The 16,714-nt window shown below is 67.5% G+C and carries 15 protein-coding genes and 1 pseudogene; 10 read left to right on the forward strand and 6 right to left on the reverse strand.

The genetic code is table 11. The annotated features are described in order from the left end of the window. Positions 1 to 183 (forward strand): annotated as a pseudogene (locus tag CWC60_RS12785) (IS630 family transposase); the annotation flags it as partial. On the opposite strand, the gene CWC60_RS12790 reads toward CWC60_RS12785, so the two are convergent. The 4 genes from CWC60_RS12790 to CWC60_RS12805 all read right to left on the reverse strand — a co-directional run bounded on the left by CWC60_RS12790 (position 180) and on the right by CWC60_RS12805 (position 3,443). Then, a complete protein-coding gene (locus tag CWC60_RS12790) occupies positions 180 to 1,382 on the reverse strand; it encodes an acyl-CoA dehydrogenase (protein WP_109794334.1) in 1,203 nt (400 codons plus the stop codon). The pseudogene CWC60_RS12785 and the gene CWC60_RS12790 overlap by 4 nt on opposite strands. Positions 1,383 to 1,408: 26 nt before the next feature. Further along, a complete protein-coding gene (locus CWC60_RS12795; RefSeq protein ID WP_109794335.1) occupies positions 1,409 to 1,804 on the reverse strand; it encodes a RidA family protein in 396 nt (131 codons plus the stop codon). Between the two features lie 45 nt (positions 1,805 to 1,849). Next, positions 1,850 to 2,188 carry a PilZ domain-containing protein gene (locus CWC60_RS12800; protein WP_109794336.1) on the reverse strand — a complete coding sequence of 113 codons (339 nt, stop codon included), beginning with the start codon at positions 2,186 to 2,188 and terminating at the stop codon, positions 1,850 to 1,852. 172 nt (positions 2,189 to 2,360) lie between these two features. Continuing rightward, positions 2,361 to 3,443, reverse strand: coding sequence for a diiron oxygenase (locus CWC60_RS12805; RefSeq protein WP_109794525.1), 1,083 nt, complete (start codon positions 3,441 to 3,443; stop codon positions 2,361 to 2,363). 152 nt (positions 3,444 to 3,595) lie between these two features. Between CWC60_RS12805 and CWC60_RS12810 the strand changes: the two genes are divergently transcribed. The 9 genes from CWC60_RS12810 (at position 3,596) to CWC60_RS12850 (ending at position 10,654) form a co-directional block, all read left to right on the forward strand. After that, a complete protein-coding gene (locus CWC60_RS12810; protein ID WP_109794337.1) occupies positions 3,596 to 5,626 on the forward strand; it encodes a serine/threonine-protein kinase in 2,031 nt (676 codons plus the stop codon). After that, positions 5,623 to 6,162, forward strand: a complete 540-nt coding sequence (locus CWC60_RS12815) for a hypothetical protein (protein ID WP_109794338.1) — start codon at positions 5,623 to 5,625, stop codon at positions 6,160 to 6,162. Before CWC60_RS12810 ends, CWC60_RS12815 begins: the two co-directional genes overlap by 4 nt. Before the next feature lie 73 nt (positions 6,163 to 6,235). Beyond that, a complete protein-coding gene (pgsA, locus tag CWC60_RS12820) occupies positions 6,236 to 6,790 on the forward strand; it encodes a CDP-diacylglycerol--glycerol-3-phosphate 3-phosphatidyltransferase (protein ID WP_109794339.1) in 555 nt (184 codons plus the stop codon). Next, positions 6,787 to 7,296: a molybdopterin-guanine dinucleotide biosynthesis protein B gene (mobB, locus tag CWC60_RS12825; RefSeq protein ID WP_109794340.1), complete on the forward strand. Its 510-nt coding sequence runs from the start codon at positions 6,787 to 6,789 to the stop codon at positions 7,294 to 7,296. The genes pgsA and mobB overlap by 4 nt, the downstream gene beginning before the upstream one ends. Continuing rightward, a complete protein-coding gene (locus tag CWC60_RS12830) occupies positions 7,293 to 8,549 on the forward strand; it encodes a molybdopterin molybdotransferase MoeA (protein WP_109794341.1) in 1,257 nt (418 codons plus the stop codon). The genes mobB and CWC60_RS12830 overlap by 4 nt, the downstream gene beginning before the upstream one ends. Then, entirely contained in the window at positions 8,546 to 8,803 is a 258-nt protein-coding gene (gene moaD / locus CWC60_RS12835; RefSeq protein ID WP_109794342.1) for a molybdopterin converting factor subunit 1, read from the forward strand. The genes CWC60_RS12830 and moaD overlap by 4 nt, the downstream gene beginning before the upstream one ends. Beyond that, positions 8,800 to 9,258 (forward strand): molybdenum cofactor biosynthesis protein MoaE, encoded by a 459-nt coding sequence (locus CWC60_RS12840; RefSeq protein WP_109794343.1) that lies wholly within the window; start codon positions 8,800 to 8,802, stop codon positions 9,256 to 9,258. Before moaD ends, CWC60_RS12840 begins: the two co-directional genes overlap by 4 nt. 101 nt (positions 9,259 to 9,359) lie before the next feature. Beyond that, positions 9,360 to 10,001: an exopolysaccharide biosynthesis protein gene (locus CWC60_RS12845; RefSeq protein WP_109794344.1), complete on the forward strand. Its 642-nt coding sequence runs from the start codon at positions 9,360 to 9,362 to the stop codon at positions 9,999 to 10,001. Continuing rightward, a complete protein-coding gene (locus CWC60_RS12850) occupies positions 9,998 to 10,654 on the forward strand; it encodes an exopolysaccharide biosynthesis protein (protein ID WP_109794345.1) in 657 nt (218 codons plus the stop codon). Before CWC60_RS12845 ends, CWC60_RS12850 begins: the two co-directional genes overlap by 4 nt. Before the next feature lie 6 nt (positions 10,655 to 10,660). Here CWC60_RS12850 and CWC60_RS12855 read toward each other — a convergent pair whose 3' ends face one another. Continuing rightward, complete coding sequence (locus CWC60_RS12855; protein ID WP_109794346.1) at positions 10,661 to 12,088, reverse strand: glutamate synthase subunit beta; 1,428 nt, start codon at positions 12,086 to 12,088, stop codon at positions 10,661 to 10,663. Next, entirely contained in the window at positions 12,088 to 16,698 is a 4,611-nt protein-coding gene (gene gltB, locus CWC60_RS12860) for a glutamate synthase large subunit (protein WP_109794347.1), read from the reverse strand. Before gltB ends, CWC60_RS12855 begins: the two co-directional genes overlap by 1 nt. Between the last annotated feature and the right edge of the window lie 16 nt (positions 16,699 to 16,714).

The raw sequence follows: 16,714 nt of genomic DNA on the forward strand, positions 1-16,714 counted from the left end.
CGGCTCAGCAAGCGTCGCCTGAAGCGCGGCGTGTTCCATTCGCTGGTCGACCTGCAGGCCGCCATCAATCGCTTCGTCGCCGAGCACAACCAGGAGCCCAGGCCGTTCGTCTGGACCGCCGATCCCGACAGGATCATCGAAGCCGTCAAACGCGGGCACCAAGAGTTAGATTCGCTCCACTAGAAGAACGCCTGGATGCCGGTCTGGGCGCGGCCCAGGATCAGCGCGTGGACGTCGTGCGTGCCCTCATAGGTGTTCACGGTCTCCAGATTGATGGCGTGGCGCAGCACGTGATATTCCTCGTGGATACCGTTGCCGCCGTGCATGTCGCGGGCCATGCGCGCGATATCGAGCGCCTTGCCGCAGGAATTGCGCTTGATGAGGGAGATCGTCTCCGGCGGGCAGCGGCCTTCGTCCTTCATCCGGCCGGCGGCGAGACAGGCCTGCAGGCCGATGGAAATCTCCGTCTGCATGTCCGCCAGCTTCTTCTGGACCAGCTGGTTGGCCGCCAGCGGGCGGTCGAACTGCTTGCGGTCGAGGACGTATTCCCGCGCCCGATGCCAGCAGAACTCGGCCGCTCCGAGCGCACCCCAGGCGATGCCGTAACGGGCGTTGTTGAGGCAGCTGAACGGCCCGCGCAGGCCCTGCACGTGGGGCAGCAGGTTCTCCTCGGGCACGAAGACGTTGTCCATGGCGATCTCGCCGGTGATCGACGCCCGGAGCGAGAGCTTGCCCTGGATCTTCGGCGCCGTGAGACCTTCCATGCCCTTCTCGAGCACGAAGCCGCGGATCTTGTCGTCGTCGGTCTTGGCCCAGACGACGAAGACGTCGGCGATCGGCGCGTTGGAGATCCACATCTTGGAGCCGCTGACGCGGTAGCCGCCGTCCACGGACTTCGCCCGGGTCTTCATGCCGCCGGGATCGGAGCCGTGATCGGGCTCGGTCAGGCCGAAACAGCCGACCCACTCGCCGCTCGCCAGCTTCGGAAGGTACTTCTCGCGCTGGGCCTCGGTGCCGAAGGCGTGGATCGGATGCATCACCAGCGAGGACTGCACGCTCATCATCGAGCGGTAGCCGGAATCGATGGCCTCGATCTCGCGCGCGATCAGGCCGTAGGTGGTGTAGTTGGTGCCGGCGCAGCCATAGCCGTCGATGGTGGAGCCGAGCAGGCCCAGTTCGCCCATCTCGTTGAAGATCGCGCGGTCGGTCTTCTCCTCGCGGAAGGCCTCGATGACCCGCGGCAGCAGCTTCTCGCGGGCGTATTTCCGCGCCATGTCGCGGACCATCACCTCGTCTTCGGTAAGCTGCCCGTCCAGGTCGAAGGGATCCTCCCAGTTGAAGCTCGCCTCGGGCTTCCGGGTCGGCGTGGTGTCCGCGTTCATGTCATTCACTCCCGTCCGGGCCGTCCTCAGTCGGGGACGACCGCCGTTGTCTCGATCTCGATCTTCGCGCGGTCCTCGACCAGCGCCGTGACTTCCACCACCGCCATGGCGGGGAAGTTGCGGCCGAAGACGTCCCGGAAGGCCTGGCCGACCTCCCGGGCATTGTCGAGATATTCGCGCTTGTCGGTGACGTACCAGGTCTGGCGCGCCATGTGCTCGGGCGACGCGCCGCCTTCGCTGAGCACCGCCAGCGTGTTCTCGAAGGCCTGACGGGCCTGGCCCGCGAAGTCGTCGGTCTCGAAGACCCCTTCGGGCGTCCAGCCGATCTGGCCGGCGACGAAGACCATCGTCCCGCGCGCGGCCACGCCATTGGCGTAACCCTTGGGCCGGGGCCATCCCGGCGGCTGCAGCAACCTGTTCATGGGCTGGTTTTAGCCTCTGCCGCCCGGGGCGGCAAACGGCTTCGCTCAGGCGGAGCGCTGGGCCAGTTCCGACAGCGTCAGCGCCAGGCGTTCGCCCTCGTGGGCGTCGACGAACTGCAGGCCCGTGCCCTGCTTGCGATGGCCGGCAACCCGGGCCATGACGCCGTGGGCGACATCGCCGATGTCGAGCGCCAGTTCGCCGCCGGGCGCCACGTGCGCCTGCGCCGGCGCGATCAGCATGCCGCCTGTCGAGATGTTGATCGCCATCGCTTCCGTGACACGGCCTTCCCGGTCCCGGATCCTTACCGGCATCCGGATGGGGAAACGGGGTGCGGCGCGCCGCTCGCTGAAGCGCAGGACGCCCTGCGCGCTCATCTGGTTCATGTCGGGTGAGGCCTTCGCATTCGACCGTGGCAACCAATTACCTACGGTAGCGTGCGCAGGGTTAACGAACTCTCAACGCTCGGCGGAGCCCCGCCGCAGGTGTGACGGCAACCACACGGCGCCCGACCGCCCCGGCTGGCGGTCGTCCCAGTAGGGCATTGGCTGGCGGGCGCTACTCCGCCGCCGCAATCTGGCCGCTGACGCCGTCCCTGACGAACTGCTTCGCGTCGAAGTCCTCGGCCACCTTGTTGTCAGCGTCGAGCAGCGCCTCGGCGTCGATCTCGGAGAACTGGATCACGCCCATGTCCTGATAGGCCTTGCGCACGCGCTCGCCCCACAGGCCGATGTCCTTGACTGTCGGAACGATGCGGGTGAACAGCCGCTGGCGGAACTGTGCCATCACCTCGCTGGTGCCGACGGCGTCGGCGATCTGTTCCCGGGAGAAGCCCAGGTTCTCCCAGACCTCGATCTGGTTGAAGCGGTCGCGCATGTGGTAGCAGGCCTCGACCACGAACTCCTCCCGCTCGTCGCGCTCGGCCTCGGTCAGTTCCGGATAGAAATCGCGCAGCGCCAGCCGGCCGAAGGCGACGTGGCGCGCCTCGTCCTGCATGACATAGGCGTTGACGGCCTGGACGAGATCGTTGCCGGAATGGTCGCGCTGACGCTGGAAGGCGGCGAGCGCCAGCCCCTCGATCAGGATCTGCATGGTCAGATAGGTCATGTCCCAGCGGCGGTCGCTCAGCCCCTGCTCCAGCAGGGACTTCAGCCCCGGCGTGATGGGATAGGCCAGCTGAACCTTCTCGTGCAGCAGGCGCGAGAACGCCTCCACGTGGCGGGCCTCGTCCATCACCTGGGTGGCGGCGTAGAACTTGGAATCGGCGTCCGGCACCGTGGCGACGATCTTGGATGTGGCGATCAGCGCGCCCTGCTCGCCGTGCAGGAACTGGCTGAGGGTCGCGCCCTGGAGATGGCGGCGCAGCTCGGCGCGCTCGTTCTCGTTCATCTTGTTCCAGGCGTCGGTGCCATAGATCGGGATCTGCTCGTCGGGCAGCGCCATCGGATTGGCCCAGTCGACCTCCTGGGTCCAGTCGATCCGCTCCGCGGCGTCCCATTGCTGCTTCTTGCCCTTGTCGTAGAGCGCCAGCAGGGCGGCGCGTTCGTCATCGTACTCCCAAGTGAAACTGATCTCGGTCGCGCCGTCGAACTCCCAGCCCGTCTGCTCGACCGGCATCGCGTAAAGGTGTTGGGTCGCCATCCGTTTCCTCCCGGCCATGGCATGCATTCGCATTCTTGTTCGAATGGCAGTCTGTTACCTAAATGACCGCCGGTCAACAATCGCGGGCTTAACGCTTCCTTCAGGACAATATTGTCGAATACAGGCGGTATTCCTGGACAAGTGACGGCGCCGTGTCGGGAAAGAAGCACACACAGAACGCACCCTATATCGACGACGGACGGGGCCTGATCCTGGGCGACCGTTTCCGCCTCGACGTCGGCAGCGCGTTGCCGCATCTGTCCCTGCCCGGCGCCGACGCGGTGGCCGTCACCGACCAGCTCAGCGGCGCCGACGAATACTACGCCCTGCTCTGCAAGCCCGGGGTCCATGTCCGTCAGTCCGCCGCCGACACACTGATGACCAAGGAGCCGCGCAACATGCGGCTGCCCCAGGCGTCCGGCACGGTGATGCTGAACGACGGGCGTCACTTCTTCGCCATCGTCTTCGACCGGCGCAATGCCGTCCCCATCCTGTCGCGCTATCCCCGGAGCGGCGTGCCGGAAAAGGACCTGATCCAGACCGTCCTGCCCGCGGTAATCGGCGCCATGGTCGACATGAAGGCCCGTGCGGTGCTGCACCGCGCGATCCGCCACGACACCATCCTGGTCGACCGCGGAGGCGACGTCATCCTGGACCAGTGCGTGGTGAACCTGCCGGGCGAGCAGCAGCCCATGGTCTACGAGCCGATCTCCTCCGCGCTGGCGACCGAAGGCGCCCGCGGCGAAGGCGTCGCGGCCGACGATTGCTACGCGCTGGGCGTCGCGGCGCTGCATCTGCTGACCGGCGAGATGCCTTGCAAGGGCATGAGCGCGCAGGAGATCCTGTCCACGAAGGTGACGCGCGGATCCTACGAATGCCTGCTCCAGCGCCGCAAGTTCGCGGCGGCGCTGCAGTCGCTGTTCGCCGGCACGCTGACCGACGAGGCGATCATGCGATGGTCCAGTGAGGAACTGAAGAGCTGGGCCGCCGGCAGCTGGGACGCGCCGCGCCCGACCATCGGCGGCCGCCGCGCCATCCGCCCCTTCCTGTTCCGCGACCGCGACTACTACAGCCCCGAACTGCTTGCCTGGGCGCTCTATACCTATCCCGAGGACGCCATGGCCTGCATCGAGGCCGGGCGGCTGCTGAAATGGACGCGCAACGTCCTGGACGACAACACCGCCGCCGACCTGATCCAGACGGCGGCCCTCTCCGGCGAAGCGACAAGGGAGGGTCCCGCCGCCGACCGTCACGAGATCATCGCCCGCGTGTGCATCGCGCTCGACCCCAACGGGCCGCTGCGTTTCCGCGATGTGGTGGTTACGCCGTCGGGCATTCCGGGCGCGATCTGGACCGCCTTCCGCAATGGCAACAAGGACCGGATACGGACCCTGAACCAGTTGCTGTCCTCGCCGCTGCTGGAGGAGTGGAGCAACATGGGCTCCCGCGCGGTGCGGGCGGCCCTGCCCGGCTTCGTCACCAGCACGATCAAGTCGATCATGCGGGAGGAGCAGAAGCGCGGCTACGGCCTGGAACGCGTGCTCTACGAAATGCTGCCCAGAACGCCCTGCATCGGCGAAAGCGTTCTGGACGCCATCGTGCGTTCGCCGGCGGAGATGATGCTGGCGCTCAACCGCCGCGCCGAGAAGAACCCGCAGACGGGCCTGGAGATCGGCCGCCACGAGGCCGCCTTCATGGCCGCCCAGGACAAGAACATCGAGAAGGAGGTGCGCGCGCTCGACGCCAGGCACACGACCAGGACAGCGGAACTGGTCTCACTGGTCGAGTTCTACGCCTCGGTCCAGCGCAGCCACTACCGCCACCCGATGCCCGGCATGACGCGGGCGTTCGTCGCAGTCCTGGCGCCCGCCGCCTCGGAAATCCGCAGCCGGCTGCGCCGCATGGTGGTGGAGAAGAAGGTCGAAAGCCTTGCCAAGCGCGGCGACATGGCGGCCATGCTGGAAGAACTGGACCTCAACCGCACGCTCGAACAGGACCGCGTCGAGTTCGAGCGCGCGAAGGACCGACTGCAGCGGCTGGACAATCTGATCGCCATCGTCTCCGCCAACGGCCCGGCCCAGGCCATCCTCGCCAAGCGCCGCGGCTACCGCTACGCGCGCCTGCTCAGCATGTCGCTCGCCTTCCTGACTGGGTTCTACTTCACCATGATTGAACTGCTGTGAGCGCCGCGGCCGCCGAAACCGGGGAGAAGACCGGCGCGCGACCCGCCCGCGCCGCCGGCGGGCGTTCCACCATGGTCATGATCTTCGCCATGGCCGGCCTGCTGATGCCGATCGCGCCCGCCAGCTTCACCGTCGTAGCCGTCTATCTCTCGCCGACATTCATCATGGGCTGCTTCCGCGGCCTTCAGGCGCCGGGCGCAATCTCCACCGTCGCCGGGTTCAATATTGCCGGCCTGCTGCCGGCGCTCTATCACCTCTGGCACAGCGGTAACGACTTCGATACTGCCCTGGCGCTGTTGTTCCACAGCGAATTCCTGGTGATCAACTTCGCCGCCGCCGGGCTCGGCCTGTCGTTGCTGGTGATCGCACCGTTCATCGCCCGTACATGGGTCGATATCGCCGGTCAGCGCCTGCTGCGCCGCGCCGAGGCGGAAAGGCGCAAACTGCTCGACGAATGGGGCGAGGCGCTGGAGCAGCAGAACAAGGAATCCTCGTCCGGCGCCAAGGCATCGGAGAAGGCCGCCGCGCGCGATTGACGCGGAAGCGGTTTCGCAGCGGCCGAACTTGCTCTACCTATCGGGCATGGCTGAAACAGCGGCAAATGGCGGCTTGCGCCGCCACGTTCCCAACCTGCTGACGGCGACGCGGATCGCGGTGATCCCGCCGCTGGTCGCCGCCTTCTACCTGCCGGACCCCTGGCGGGCATGGCTGCCGCTCGCGCTGTTCGTCTTCGCCTCGGTCACCGACTGGTTCGACGGCCTGCTGGCGCGCCGCTGGCAGGCCGGCTCCAAGCTGGGGCAGTTCATGGACCCGATCGCCGACAAGCTGCTGGTCGTCGCCGTGATCCTGATGCTCGCCGCGGACGGCCGGCTGGAAGGCGTCCACGTCATCCCGGCCATCGCCATATTGTGCCGCGAGATGTTCGTCTCCGGTCTCCGCGAGTTCCTTGCCTTCCGCGGCGCGGAGATGCCCGTCTCCAACCTGGCCAAGTGGAAGACCGCGACGCAGATGGCCGCGCTCACCATCCTGCTGCTGCCGGCGCCCGAGGCCGGTGCGCCGGGCCTGGTGCTGTTCTGGATTTCCGCCGCGCTGGCGGTGCAGACCGGCTGGGCCTATGTGGGCGCGGCGCGGCCGCACTTCCGGGAGGAGGAAGACACGCCATGAAGGTGCTGGGACTGGCGGGTTGGAGCGGTTCGGGCAAGACCACGCTGATGGTGGCCCTGATCCCGCTGCTGCGGCGGCGCGGCCTGACCGTCTCCACCATCAAGCATGCCCATCACCGCTTCGACGTCGACACGCCGGGCAAGGATTCCTGGCGCCACAGGGATGCGGGCGCCAGCGAGGTCATGGTGGCCTCGTCCCAGCGCTTCGCCCTGATGCACGAACTGCGCGGCGCGTCGGAGCCGACGCTGGACGAACTCCTGGCGCGGATGGCCCCGGTTGATCTGGTTCTGGTCGAAGGCTTCAAACGCGAGGGGCACAGCAAGATCGAGGTCCATCGCGCCGCCACCGGCAAGCCGCCGCTCTATCCCGACGACCCTGCCATCGTCGCCATCGCTTCGGACATGCCGATCGAAGCGGGCGAACTGCCCCTTCTGGACCTCAACGACGCCGAGGGCATCGCCGAGTTCGCCGCGCGCTTCGCACGCCGGCCGGGACGGGCCGCATGAGCCAGATCACCGACGACTGCTTCGCCTTCGGCGGGCCGCTGATGCGGGCGGCGGAAGCCTTGGAACTGATCCGGACCCGCACACCGGCGGTGACCGGACCGGACACGCGCCCGCTGGCCGACGCCGCCGGCCATGTCCTGGCGGAGGACATCACCGCCCTCTCCGCCTCGCCGCCGCAGGACAATGCCGCCGTGGACGGCTACGCCTTTCGCGGTGCGGATCTCGACCCGGACGGCGAGACCGCACTGACGCTCAGAGGCCGGGCGGCCGCCGGCCATCCCGAGGCCCGGCCGCTGGAACCGGGCGAGGCGGCGCGCATCTTCACGGGCGCGGCGATGCCGCGCGGCGCGGATACCGTCGTCATGCAGGAAGACGTGACGCTCGCCGAGGGCCGCGTCGTGGTGCCCGCCGGCCTGAAATCCGGCGCCAACCGCCGCCGGGCCGGCGAGGACGTCGCAGCTGGCCAGACGCTGCTGAAGGCTGGCATCCGCCTGGGACCGGCCGAGCTGGCCCTGGCCGCCGCCGGCGGGATCGCGCATCTGCCGGTGCGGGCGCGGCCACACGTGGCCCTGCTCTCGACCGGCGACGAGATCCGGCCCGCCGGCTCGCCGCTCGACCACGGCGACGTTCACGACGCCAACGCGCCGATGCTGATGGCGCTGTTGAGGCGCATCGGCATCGAAGCGCATCATCACGGCATCGTCGCCGACAGTCCCGCAGCCGTGCGCGAGGCGCTGGAACGGGCGGCCGAGGGCGCCGATCTGGTGATCACCTCTGGGGGGGCGTCCACGGGCGACGAGGATCATGTGCGCGACGCCGTCGGCGCGCTGGGCGCCGTGCATCTCTGGCGGCTGGCGATCAAGCCCGGCCGGCCGCTGGCCTTCGGCCATGTTCGCGGCACGGCTTTCGTCGGGCTGCCGGGCAACCCGGTCGCGGTGATGGTCTGCTTCCTGATGTTCGTGCGGCCCCTGCTCGATCGTCTGGAAGGCGCCGAAGCGGCGCCGCTGCGGCGCTGGCCGGTGACGGCGGGATTCGAAATGCGCTCCAAGGCCGACCGCCTGGAATGGCTGCGCGGCACGCTCCGCCAGGGGGAGAACAACGAAATGATCGCCGACCGCCATCCGCGCCAGGGATCGGGCATCATCCATTCCCTGACCGACAGCGACGGCCTGATCGAAATACCCGAGGCGACGACGGCGGTCCGGCCCGGCGACAGACTGGGATTCATTTCCTTCAGGGAGGCGCTGTCTTGAAGCTGCTCTATTTCGCCTGGGTCCGCGAACGCACCGGCATCCACGAGGAGGACTACGACCTGCCCGACGGCGTCGCCACGGTCGCGGACCTGGTCGAGCACCTCAGGGGCCGGGGCGACGGCTTCGCCCGCGCCTTCGCCGACACGGGCCAGATCCGCGCGGCGGTGAACCAGGAGACAGCCGGCCCCGGCGACGCCGTCGCCCAGGGCGACGAGGTCGCCTTCTTTCCGCCCATGACCGGAGGCCGGGCTTGAGCGTCAGCGTGCAGCGCGGGGACTTCGACCCGGGGCGCGAGCTCGAATCGCTGCTGGAAGGCCGGCGCGACATCGGCGGCGTCGTCAGCTTCGTCGGACTTGTCCGCGACTTCTCGGAGGGGAGCGGCGTCGGAGCGCTCACTCTGGAGCACTATCCGGGGATGACGGAGAAAGCGCTGGAGAAGATCGAACGCGAGGCCCATGACCGCTTCGACATCGACGCCACGCGGATCGTCCACCGCCACGGCCGGATGGAGCCGGGCGAGCGGATCGTGCTGGTGATCGCCGCCTCGTCCCATCGCGGCGAAGCCTTCCGGGCCTGTGAGTTCCTGATCGACTGGCTGAAGACGAAGGCCCCGTTCTGGAAAAGCGAGGAGACGCCCGAAGGCGCCCGTTGGGTCGAGGCCCGCGGCAGCGACGAGAACGCGACGCGGCGCTGGGACGACGAGGGCTGACTCCCGGCACTTGATCCAGTCCCTCCCCGACACGATCTCCCTCAACAGCCGGTCCACGGCCCGTACAAGAACAAGATCCGCAAGGGACGGGGGAGCAAGTCGTGAGTTCCAATACGTACCAGTCGGAGGGTCAGGCGCGGCGTGATCCTTCCGGAGACGAGGGCGGCGAAGGCCTGACGACTGTCTTCCAGAGCCTGACAGAGCAGGCCGATCACCACGAGAAGGTCTCGGTCGGAAGCCTGCTCGAAGCGTTCAGCCATCGCGGCTTTGCGCCGCTTCTGCTGATCCCGGCGGTCATCATCATCACGCCGCTTGGGGCGATTCCGGGCATCTCGGTGACGGCCGGCGCAATCTACATCCTGATCGGGGGCCAGATCCTGTTCGGGCGGAATCACCCCTGGCTGCCCGGACGCCTGCTGCGCATGACGCTGCCGGCGCAGAAACTGAGAAAGATCATTGAAAAGTCGCTGCCGGTGACGCGGTTCGTCGACCGCCTTCTGGCACAGCGGATGGAGTACATGACCCGCGGGGTCTACGGCCGCGCGGGCGGACTGCTGTGCGTGCTTATGGGGCTGCTGATGTTCCCGCTGGCTCTGATGCCGATCGGCGTCGCCGCGCCTTCCGCGGCGGTGGCCGTCTACAGTCTCGGACTGGTGGCGCGGGACGGCGCATTCGTCACCGCCGCCTATCTGCTTGGCGGTGTGAGTGTCGGCGTCGCCTTCTGGCTCGGCGGAATCCCATGACGATGGAGGCGGCCTCTCCCGGCAGGGCGCGCGGCCGCGCGGCGGGCGGCGGCGAACCGGAATCCCTGACCGAGGTGCTGGACCGACTGCTCGATCATGCGGACGGCAGACAGGTTTCCGTCGGCGAGATGCTCGACGCCTTCGACAAGCGCGCCTTCGCCCCGCTGCTGCTGGTGCCCGGCCTGGTGGCGCTGGGCCCCACGGGCGCGATCCCGGGCGTGTCGATCGCGACGGCCACCATCATCGTCCTGGTGGCCCTGCAGATGCTGGTCGGCGCGGACCATCCCTGGCTGCCCGACCGGGCGCAGCGTGTTCGCTTTCCCAAGAGCAAGCTGCAGACACTCGTGCAGAAGTCGCGGCCCGTGGCGCGCTTCATCGACCGTTTCCTGAAGCACCGTCTGACCACCCTGACCGACGGCATATTCGGCCGCCTGGGCGCCATATTCTGCATCGCCATGGCGGCAACGATGTATCCACTGGCGCTGGTGCCCTTCGGCGTCGCCCTTCCGTCGGCGGCGATCGTGGTCTTCAGCCTCGGGCTGGCCGCACGCGACGGCGTCATGGTGATTCTCGCCAACGCGCTCGGGCTTGGCGCCCTCGGCCTGGCCGGCTGGTTCGTGATGAACGGCGCCAGCCAGGTGGCCAGCGGCTGAGACGGATCAGCGCGGCAGCAGGGAACTGCCCATCAGATACTCGTCAACGGCGCGGGCGCACTGCCGGCCCTCGCGGATGGCCCATACCACCAGCGACTGGCCGCGGCGCATGTCGCCACAGGCGAAGACCTTGTCGACCGAGGCGCTGTAGCTCTCGGTGTCCGCCAGGACGTTCTTGCGCTCGTCCAGCGCAACGCCGAGGTTCTCGATCATGCCCTCGAGCACCGGGTGGACAAAGCCCATCGCCAGGAGAATGAGATCCGCCTTCAGTTCGAATTCGGTGCCCTCGATCCTGGCGAACCCCTTGTCCGGCCCCTCGCAGCGGGCGCATTCGATCGCGGTGACATGGCCGTTCTCGCCCTTGATCTGAGTGGTCATGACCGAGAAATCGCGCGTGGCGCCTTCGGCCTGGCTGGAAGAGGTGCGCATCTTCAGCGGCCAATTGGGCCAGGTCAGGCCCTTGTCTTCCTTCTCCGGCGGCGCCGGCATGATCTCGAGCTGGGTCACCGACTTCGCGCCCTGGCGGAAGCTGGTGCCGATGCAGTCGGAGCCGGTGTCGCCGCCGCCGATGACGATGACGTGCCTGTCGGTGGCCAGGATCTCCTTGTCCACGTCCAGCCGCTCCTTGCCGACGCGGCGGTTCTGCTGCGGCAGGAAGTCCATGGCGAAGTGCACGCCGTCGAGTTCGCGGCCCGGCACCGGCAGGTCGCGCGGATGCTCGGCGCCGCCGGCGAGGATGACGGCGTCGTACTTCGCCATCAGCTCCTCGACCGGCTTGGAGACGCCGATGTTCATGCCGCCGAAGAAGGTCACGCCTTCCGCCTGCATCTGGGAGATGCGCCGGTCGATGAGGTGCTTCTCCATCTTGAAGTCCGGAATGCCATAGCGGAGCAGACCGCCCATGCGGGCGTTCTTCTCGTAGACGTCGACCTTGTGGCCGACGCGCGCGAGCTGCTGCGCGGCCGACAGTCCGGCCGGGCCGGAGCCGATCACGGCGACGGACTTGCCGGTGCGGTGCGCCGGGATCTGCGGCTCCACCCAGCCCTCCGACCAGGCGCGGTCAGCGATGGCGCACTCGATCGACTTGATGGTCACGGGGTTGTCGTCGATGTTCAGCGTGCAGGCCGCCTCGCACGGCGCCGGGCAGATGCGGCCGGTGAACTCCGGGAAATTGTTGGTCGAGTGCAGAACCTCGGTCGCCTCGCGCCAGTCGCCGCGATAGACCATATCATTCCAGTCGGGAATGATGTTGTTGATCGGGCAGCCGGTGTGACAGTACGGAATGCCGCAATCCATGCAGCGTGCGCCCTGGATCTTCAGCTCGTCCTCCGGCAGGGGGACGACGAACTCCTTGAAATGGCGGATGCGCTCTTCGACGGGACGGTAGACCCTGTCCTTGCGCTGGTACTCCTTGAAGCCGGTAATCTTGCCCATCAGTCGTCTCCCGCCAGGGCCGGGACGGTCTCGTCGGCGCCCTCGGCCGCGGCGCGCAGCTCGGTCAGCGCCCGCGCGTAGTCACGCGGGGTGATCTTCACGAACTTGGTCAGGGTGTCCTCGAAATCCTCGAGCAGCGCCCTGGCGCGCCGGCTGTTGGTGTAATGCGCATGCCGCTCCAGCAGTTCACGGATGCGGCTGACGTCATGCTGCAGGTGATCGCCGATATCGCCCCCGGGCGCAACGTCCTCGGGATCGATCATCGACAGGTCGACCATTTCCGGATTGCAGCGCCGGGAGAAGTCGCCGGCTTCGTCAAGGACATAGGCAATGCCGCCCGACATGCCCGCGGCGAAGTTGCGTCCCGTCGGGCCGATCACCATGACGACGCCGCCGGTCATGTACTCGCAGCCGTGATCGCCCACGCCTTCGACCACCGCCGTGGCGCCCGAATTGCGCACGCCGAAGCGCTCGCCGGCGACACCCCGGAAATAGCACTCGCCCGCGATCGCACCGTAGAGCACGGTGTTGCCGACGACGATGCTGGTCTCCGGCTCGATCCGGCTTTTCGGATTCGGATAGATCGAGATACGGCCGCCCGACAGACCCTTGCCGACATAGTCGTTGCCGTCACCGATCAGCTCGAAGCTGACGCCGCGAGCCAGGAAGGCGCCGAAGCTCTGCCCGGCGGTGCCGGTGAAGCGGAAGGAAATGGTGTCCTCCGGCAGCCCGGCATGGCCATAGCGCTTGGCGACCTCGCCCGACAGCATCGCGCCGGTCGTGCGGTCGGTGTTCTTGATCGGCATCTCCGCCTGCACCGGCTTCTTGTCGGTCAGGGCGGGCTGAGCCGTTTCGATCAGCTTGCGGTCCAGGATCTCGTAGATGTCGTGGGCCTGGCGTTCGGAGTTGTAGATGGCGACGTCCCTGGCGACCCTGGGCCGGAAGAACAGGCGCTCGAAGTCCAGCCCGCGGGCCTTCCAGTGATCGATCGCCTTCTTCTTGTCCAGCAGGTCGGTGCGCCCGATCAGATCGTCGAACTTCCGGATACCGAGCCGGGCCATGATCTCGCGGACTTCCTCGGCCACATAGAAGAAGTAGTTGATCACGTGCTCGGGCGTGCCGGTGAACTTCTTGCGCAGTTCCGGGTCCTGGGTGGCGATGCCCACCGGGCAGGTGTTCAGATGGCACTTGCGCATCATGATGCAGCCCGCGGCAATCAGCGGCGCGGTGGCGAAGCCGAATTCGTCCGCGCCCAGCAACGCGCCCACGATGACGTCGCGGCCCGTGCGCAGGCCGCCGTCGACCTGCACGGCGATGCGGCTGCGCAGCCGGTTCAGCACCAGCGCCTGCTGGGTTTCGGCCAGCCCGATCTCCCAGGGACTGCCGGCGTGCTTGATCGAGGTCAGCGGACTGGCGCCCGTGCCGCCCTCGTAGCCGGCGATCGTCACGTGATCGGCCTTGGCCTTGGAAACGCCCGCGGCGACCACGCCCACGCCGACCTCGGAGACCAGCTTGACCGAGACGTCGCCGTCCGGATTGACGTTCTTCAGATCGTAGATGAGCTGCGCCAGATCCTCGATCGAGTAGATGTCGTGGTGCGGCGGCGGCGAGATCAGCCCGACGCCGGGCGTCGAGTGGCGCACCCGCGCGATCACCCGGTCGACCTTGTGGCCGGGAAGCTGACCGCCTTCCCCGGGCTTCGCGCCCTGGGCCATCTTGATCTGCATCATGTCGGAGTTGACGAGATACTCCGCGGTGACGCCGAAACGGCCCGACGCCACCTGCTTGATGGCGGAACGTTCGGAATCGCCATTCGGCTTCGGCACGAAGCGTTCCGGCTCCTCGCCGCCCTCGCCGGTATTCGACTTGCCGCCGATGCGGTTCATGGCGATGGCCAGCGTGGTGTGCGCCTCCCGGCTGATCGAGCCGAAGGACATGGCGCCGGTCGAGAACCGCTTGACGATCTCCGCGGCCGATTCGACCTCTTCCAGCGGCACGGGCTCGTCCTGATAGCGCAGTTCGAACAGGCCGCGCGGCGTCAGATACTGCTTGTTCTGATCGTTCACCGAGGCGGCGTAGGCCCGGTACTGGTCCTGGCTGCCGCCGCGCACGGCGTGCTGCAGCAGGCTGATGGTCTCAGGCGTCCAGATGTGGGATTCGCCGCGGACGCGGAAGGCATAGTCGCCGCCCACGTCCAGCGCGGTACGGTAGATCGGGGCGTCCGAATAGGCCAGCCGGTGGCGATCGACCGTCTCGGTGGCGATGACGTCCAGACCGACGCCTTCGATCTGGGTGTGCGTGCCGGGGAAGTATTCCGCGACGAAGGCCGACGACAGGCCCACCGCGTCGAAGATCTGCGCTCCGCAATAGGACTGATAGGTCGAGATGCCCATCTTGGACATCACCTTCAGTATGCCCTTGCCGATGGCCTTGATGTAATTCTTGTGCAGGCGCCGCTCGTCCTCCGGCGCGATGCCGGGATGCATGTCGGAGAGCGTCTGGAAGGCCAGCCAGGGGTTGATCGCCTCGGCGCCGTAGCCGGCGAGCACGCAGAAATGGTGGACCTCCCGGGCCTCGCCGGTCTCGACCACCAGGCCGACCGAGGTTCTCAGTCCGGTGCGCACCAGATGGTGGTGTACCGCCGACGTCGCCAGCACCGCCGGGATCGGGATCGAGTCCATGTCCACGTGCCGGTCGGAGAGGATGATGATGTTCTCGCCCCGGCGGACGCACTCCTCCGCCTCGAGCTGAAGCTCGGCAATGCGCTTGCGCATGCCGTCCGCGCCGTCCTCGGCCGGGTAGACCGCGTCGAGGGTCTGGGCATGGAAGGCGTTGGTCGGCACATCCTCGATGTGACGGATCTTCTCCAGATCCTCATTGGTCAGGATCGGCTGCGACATCTCCAGGCGCTTGTGGGCGCCCTCGCCCAGACCGAGCAGGTTCGGCCGCGGCCCGATGAAGGAGAGCAGCGACATGACCAGTTCCTCGCGGATCGGGTCGATCGGCGGGTTGGTGACCTGCGCGAAGAGCTGCTTGAAATAGTTGTAGAGCGGCCGGCCCTTCGACGAGAGAGCCGCGATGGGCACGTCGTTGCCCATGGAGCCGATCGCCTCCGCCCCGGTCTCCGCCATGGGCTGCATCAGGAACTTGAGGTCTTCCTGAGTGTAGCCGAAGACCTGCTGCAAATCGAGCAGGGTGGAGTGGTTGGGCCGCATCGGCGCGCTGGCCGGCGGCAAATCGTCGATCTTGAGCTGGCTCTCCTCGACCCAGCGCTGATAGGGGTGCTTCCGTGACAGTTCGGCCTTGATCTCGTCGTCGGAGATGATGCGGCCTTCCTCGGTGTCGATCAGCAGCATCTTGCCCGGCTGCAGCCGCCACTTGTGGACGATCTCGTCCTCGGGCACAGGCAGCACGCCGGCCTCCGAGGCCAGGATCACGCGGTCGTCGGTGGTAACGATGTAGCGCGCGGGCCGGAGGCCGTTGCGGTCCAGCGTCGCGCCGATCTGGCGGCCGTCGGTGAAGGCCACCGCGGCGGGGCCGTCCCACGGCTCCATCAGCGCGGCGTGATGTTCGTAGAAGGCGCGCCGCTCATCATCCATCAGCGGGTTGTCGTCCCACGCCTCCGGGATCAGCATCATCATGGCGTGGCAGAGCGAGTAGCCGCCAGCGACCAGCAGTTCCAGCGCGTTGTCGAAGCAGGCGGAGTCCGACTGCCCCTCGGCGATCAGCGGCCAGACCTTCCTCAGATCCTTGCCCAGCAGTTCCGATTCAAGCGCCTGGCCGCGTGCGGCCATCCAGTTGACGTTGCCGCGAACGGTATTGATCTCGCCATTGTGGCAGATCAGACGGAACGGATGCGCCAGGGCCCAGGCAGGGAAGGTGTTGGTGGAGAAGCGCTGGTGCACCAGCGCCAGCGCGGAGACCACGCGCGCGTCCTGCAGGTCCTCGTAATAGCTCTCGACCTGGCCGGCCAGCAGCATGCCCTTGTAGCAGACCGTGCGGCTGGAGGACGACGTGACGTAGAACTGCGCCGCCGACGGGTGCTCGACCTTGCGGACCTCGTTCGCGATCTGCTTGCGGATCACGAACAGCTTGCGCTCGAAGGCGTCCTGATCCGCCAGCGCGGGATCGCGGCCGACGAACAGCTGCCGGATGGTCGGCTCGACGCGCAGCACGCTCTCGCCGACGCCCTCGCGGTTCACCGGGACGTCGCGCCAGCCCAGGATGTGCTGCCCCTCGCCGACCACGTAGCGGTCGATGATGTTCTCGCACAGGATGCGGACGTCGCGGTCCTTCGGCAGGAAGACGTTGAGAACGCCGTAATGGCCCGGCTCGGGCAGCTCGAAGCCGCAGACCTCGCCGAAGAAGGCGTGCGGAATCTGGATGATGATTCCTGCGCCGTCGCCTTCCAGCGGGTCGGCGCCCACGGCGCCGCGATGGGTCAGGTTGACCAGGATCTGCAGGCCCTGGCTGACGATGTCGTGCGACTTGCGGCCCTTGATATCGACCACGAAGCCGATGCCGCAGGAATCCTTCTCCCGGCTCGGATCGTAGAGGCCCTGGCGGGGCGGCAGGCCAAAGGCGCGGGGCGTCTCAGTCTGTCGCGTCATGCAAACTCCGTCATCT

It is taken from the genome of Minwuia thermotolerans, assembly GCF_002924445.1.
Lineage (GTDB): Bacteria > Pseudomonadota > Alphaproteobacteria > Minwuiales > Minwuiaceae > Minwuia > Minwuia thermotolerans.

Excerpts from the sequence above, each read along its gene's own strand:
- CWC60_RS12800 (WP_109794336.1), bottom strand. The coding sequence starts at position 2,188 with ATGAACCAGATGAGCGCGCAGGGCGTCCTGCGCTTCAGCGAGCGGCGC.
- mobB (WP_109794340.1), top strand. The coding sequence starts at position 6,787 with ATGAAGGTGCTGGGACTGGCGGGTTGGAGCGGTTCGGGCAAGACCACG.
- CWC60_RS12805 (WP_109794525.1), bottom strand. The coding sequence starts at position 3,443 with ATGGCGACCCAACACCTTTACGCGATGCCGGTCGAGCAGACGGGCTGG.
- gltB (WP_109794347.1), bottom strand. The coding sequence starts at position 16,698 with ATGACGCGACAGACTGAGACGCCCCGCGCCTTTGGCCTGCCGCCCCGC.
- CWC60_RS12790 (WP_109794334.1), bottom strand. The coding sequence starts at position 1,382 with ATGAACGCGGACACCACGCCGACCCGGAAGCCCGAGGCGAGCTTCAAC.
- CWC60_RS12855 (WP_109794346.1), bottom strand. The coding sequence starts at position 12,088 with ATGGGCAAGATTACCGGCTTCAAGGAGTACCAGCGCAAGGACAGGGTC.
- CWC60_RS12830 (WP_109794341.1), top strand. The coding sequence starts at position 7,293 with ATGAGCCAGATCACCGACGACTGCTTCGCCTTCGGCGGGCCGCTGATG.
- CWC60_RS12795 (WP_109794335.1), bottom strand. The coding sequence starts at position 1,804 with ATGAACAGGTTGCTGCAGCCGCCGGGATGGCCCCGGCCCAAGGGTTAC.
- CWC60_RS12850 (WP_109794345.1), top strand. The coding sequence starts at position 9,998 with ATGACGATGGAGGCGGCCTCTCCCGGCAGGGCGCGCGGCCGCGCGGCG.